The 4,632-nt window shown below is 56.7% G+C and carries 2 protein-coding genes; both read right to left on the bottom strand.

Going from position 1 to position 4,632, the window contains the following annotated elements:
- Window positions 1-806: 806 nt before the first annotated feature.
- On the bottom strand, window positions 807-2,267 hold the full coding sequence (locus Q0294_RS12650) for a DUF1501 domain-containing protein (RefSeq protein ID WP_299465728.1): 1,461 nt from the start codon (window positions 2,265-2,267) through the stop codon (window positions 807-809).
- A gap of 28 nt (window positions 2,268-2,295) precedes the next feature.
- The coding region (locus tag Q0294_RS12645) for a DUF1553 domain-containing protein (protein ID WP_299465724.1) at window positions 2,296-4,632 on the bottom strand (2,337 nt) is incomplete at its 5' end.

Here is a 4,632-nt window from a genome sequence, read left to right as displayed (position 1 = left end):
AAAGTCTATTGGAAACTCTCACTACAAATGGATCAAGTTAAGGGGAGCATGCCAGCCCGCATGAACGGTTTCAGGAGTTCCAACACCAGAGAAAAGTGATCGGCCTGGAATGGGATTTCTGGTCGGGTTATAGCGTGGTCGCGAAAACGCAGTCCGCGGAAAATCTGGTGCGGAAAATCGCGGGATTTATTGAGTCACATCGATTTTGAAAAAGCCTCCGGGTAGCACCGAATGCAATTCGGTGTTGTCGTAGACAACGGGAAACTGTCAGTGAATGTCCTCAATATAATACCACCGAACGGGACAAGGAATTGTAGGGGCAGGTCTATGTGCCTGCCCGCCTGGCGAGATTCAACTTTGAGGTTCTCTTGCAATGGTCCCCGTTAGAACCACCGGGTAATCAAAACGCAAATAACGTCGATACTGCGGGGAGCCACACAGGGCTCCCCCTACAGTCTGAATCTTACGCGGAATGATGAGATGTGTCGTGCCGGGTCTGTTTCAAATCAGGCAGAGTGCGATTTGAAAACGCTGGTGATGAATTTGGGGTATTACTGACGGCGCATCCATGACGTGAGGTAGGGGCGGACCCATGTGTCCGCCCGCGGGACCGGCGGGGTTTGTAGATTGACGTTTGATGGTTCTATCCGGTTCCCTCCGTTGCGTGAAACAGGATCGAAAATCATCAGGCGGGCGGACACATGGGTCCGCACCCTACGAATTGCACGCATTGGTTTGGGGCAGATTGGTCTTTTTCATTGAATACTGCACTCACTGGTGGCAAGCCACCCCGGGTGTTTCTTCTTTCACGCGAGGATGTTATCAACCACCGTTCCATGCACGTCGGTCAGGCGGTAGTCGCGGCCCTGGTGTTTGTAGATCAGGCGTTCGTGGTTGAGGCCCATGCAATGCAGCAGCGTGGCGTTGAGATCGTGAACGTGGACCGGGTTTTCGGCGACGTTGTAACAGAAGTCGTCGGTCGCACCATACGAGATGCCCGGTTTGATGCCGCCGCCGGCCAGCCACATGCTGAAACAGCGGCCGTGATGGTCGCGGCCGTAATCGGTGCTGGTGAGCGTGCCCTGGCTGTAGATCGTGCGGCCGAATTCGCCGCCCCAGACGATCAGCGTGTCGTCTAATAAACCGCGCTGTTTGAGATCGGTCAGCAGCGCCGCGGTCGGCTGGTCGATGTCGCCGCACTGCAGGCGCAGGTCGCTGGGGAGATTGTAATGCTGGTCCCAGCCGCGATGGTAAAGTTGAATGAACCGCACGCCCCGCTCTGCCATTTTGCGCGCCAGCAGACAGTTGGCAGCGTAGGTGCCCGGCTTGCGGGAGGCTTCGCCGTACATTTTGAACGTCTGATCGGATTCGCTGGCGAGATCGGTCAGATCGGGAACCGAGGTCTGCATGCGGTACGCCATTTCGTATTGGGCGATGCGGGTCCGGATTTCGGGGTCGCGGTAGTCATCGAACTGGCGCTGGTTGAGTTGCGACAATCCATCCAGCATGCGTCGGCGGCTGGCGGCGTCGATGCCGGGCGGGTTGGAAAGATAGAGTACCGGGTCGCCATTCTTACGGAAATTCACGCCCTGATGATTGGACGGCAGAAAGCCGGTGCCCCATAAGCGGGCATACAGGGGATCGGCGGGACGCGACGCGCTGCCATCGGAAATCAGCACCACGAAAGAGGGCAGGTTCTGGTTTTCACTGCCTAAGCCGTAGCTTGACCAGGCACCGAAACTGGGACGCCCCGGCTGCTGGTGGCCGGTCTGCATCAGTGTGACGGCGGGGTCGTGGTTGATGGCTTCGGTGTGCATCGATTTGATCACGCAGACATCGTCGATGACTTTGGAAAAATGTGGCAGGGCATCGCTGACCCAGGTGCCGCTCTCGCCGTGCTGCTGGAACCGGAACTGATTCGGGGCGGCGATGGGCAGCGATTTTTGGTTGGCGGTCATACCGGTCAGCCGTTGATCGCCGCGAATCGAATCGGGGAGCGGCGTGCTGTTTAACTCTTTGAGACGCGGTTTATAGTCGAACAGTTCCATCTGCGACGGGCCGCCGTGCATGAAGAGATAGATTACGCGTTTGGCTTTGCCGGGGAAATGCGAGGCTTGAGTCGAACCCGCGTTCGGCTTCGATTCACTGGCGAATAACTGGGGATTCAGCAGCGAGCCCAACGCAGCGGCGCCGATGCCCGTTGCATTGCGGCGGAAGAACTGCCGTCGCGTGAATTCCTGTTGAAGTGCGGTTATCTCAAACTGCATGACGTTTTCCCGTGGCGTCTATCACCGGTTATTGTTTGGAAACAGTTTCGTCCATATTGAAAATGGTGCTGGTCAAAATCGTCCAGGCAGCCAGTTCTGCCGGCGCTAAAGTTTTGTCGACGGGGGCTTCGCCGACCTGGATCAGTTTTTCTGCCGCCGCGGTGTTGTTTTGAAAGACGTTTAATTGCTGATGCAGTATCTTTGCCAGAACTTTCTGTTCGAATTCACTGGGCATGCGGCTGGTGGCAGAACGGAAGACAAATCCGATGCGTTCGGCCTCGGCAGGATCTTTCTTCAACGCCTGTTCCGCCAGAACGCGGGCCGCTTCGATGTAAGTTGGATCGTTCATCAACACGAGTGCCTGCAGCGGCGTATTGGTGCGGGGACGACGGACCGTGCAGGTTTCGCGGGTCGGCGCGTCGAAGGCCATCAGACCGGGGGGCGGGCTCTGACGTTTCCAGAACGTATAAAGACTGCGGCGGTAAAGGTCATCTCCTGTGTCCTGCACGTACGAGACTTCACTGTCGTAGGAGACCGATTCCCAGAGCCCCGCGGGTTGATACGGTTTGACGCTCGGTCCCCCCTGCTTTGCTGCGAGGAGACCGCAGGTCTGGAGCGCATTGTCGCGGACCGTTTCGGCGTCCAGGCGGAACCGCGGGCCGCGGGCAAAAAGACGGTTTTCCGGATCGCGTTCGTATAATTCGTCGGTGACACGCGACGACTGCTGATAGGTGGCTGAAAGCACGATCTGTTTGATGAGGTGTTTCACATTCCAGCCGCTCTGCTGGAATTCCATCGCCAGCCAGTCGAGCAGTTCAGGGTGACTGGGCCATTCTCCCTGTGAGCCGAAGTCGCCTACCGTTTTTACCAGACCAACGCCGAACAACTGCTGCCAGAGTCGATTCACATACACGCGAGCCGTCAAAGGATGCTGCGGGCTGGTGAGCCAGCGGGCGAGGCCGAGCCGATTGAGGGGCAACGATTGTTCGAAGCCGGGTAAAGCAGCGGGCACGTTGGCGGTGACTTTTTCGCCGTGTTGATCGTAAACGCCACGTAACAGGACGAAGGTGTCGCGCGGCGTTTCGTTTTCCTGCATGATCATCGAAGTCGGTTTGCTTTTATACAGCGATGTGAGTTTATTTTGCATCGATTTCAGCTCCTGCTCGGCGGTGCGGAATGATGCGGGGGCTGCGGTCTTGAGAAAATACGCGCGGAGTTCCTGCTGCTGTTGTGTGGTTCGTTTTTCCGCAGGCACGGAAAGCGAGCCGTTCAGGAACTGGAAGTCAGCAAGCTGTTTTGCTTCCTCTGCTGTGAATGTGCGCTGGTAGATTCGCAGGTCGTCAATCGATCCTTTATAAAAGGCACTGGTACTGCGACGGCCGAGGCGAAATGGTTCGTCGACCGTGATACTGTCGGTCAGTCTGTCAAAGGGTGCCGATGTGGCCTGCGGTTCGCCATTCAGATAAATGCGGATACCGTCGGCCTTTGAAGAACCATCGTAGCTAACGAGCAGGTGTTGCCAGTGGCCGGTTCTGATGCTCGAGTCGGTGACGATCTGAATCGCGTTGGAATTCCATTTGTGAATCAGATGGACGGAGAGTTTGCCTTTGCGGATCATGATGTCGAAGCCGCGTAGATGATCTCGATCGTCATTTTTGGAAAGCAGACAGATCGGCCCGCTGGACGCAGGGTTGATCCAGGCGGCGATGGTCAAGGGCGTATCGCGGTCGAGCGCGAGCGGCGTACTGCTTTCGAGGACTGCGGTGCCGTCAAACTTCACCCCCTGACCCACAAAGCCAGGGGTCGATTCGACTGGGCCGATCGGTTTGAGGGCCGTGTTTTTGGTAAAGTCGTCCAGCGGATCATGCAGCAGCAGCCGGTCAGATGACGGGCTTACTAGGTCTTGCAGCACCCTTTGTTCCCATGTTGTCTGCTGTTTTTCGAGTTCCTGTTCGCGCTGTTTGTGTTGCTGTTCGAGTGTCGCCAGTTGTTCTTTGATCTGTTTTTCCTGTGTGAGATACTCTGTGGTGGGAACACTGAGAATCGGTTTGGCGTTGCCCGCGGTACCTGTATTGCCGGTTTCGGGGCTGTTATTGAAGAAGGCGAAGAGCTGGTAGAATTCTTTCTGAGAAATGGGATCGTATTTGTGATCGTGACAGCGGGCACAGCCGACGGTCAGCCCCATCCAGACGGTGGACGTGGCATCGAGGCGATCGACGACGTATTCGACGCGGTATTCTTCATCAATGACGCCGGTCTCGCGGGTGGTCATGTGATTACGGTGGAAGCCGGTGGCGATGAGCTGGTTTTGTGTCGGTTCGGGCAGCAGGTCGCCCGCCAGTTGTTCGACGGTAAACTGGTCGAA

Origin of the sequence: uncultured Gimesia sp. (assembly GCF_937919775.1) — a bacterium.
Taxonomy (GTDB): domain Bacteria; phylum Planctomycetota; class Planctomycetia; order Planctomycetales; family Planctomycetaceae; genus Gimesia.
The sequence above is the reverse complement of the archived record's forward strand: the minus strand, read 5'-3'. Positions and strand labels throughout refer to the sequence as shown.

Coding starts and splice junctions, on each gene's coding strand:
- Q0294_RS12650 (WP_299465728.1), bottom strand. CDS start 2,267: ATGCAGTTTGAGATAACCGCACTTCAACAGGAATTCACGCGACGGCAG.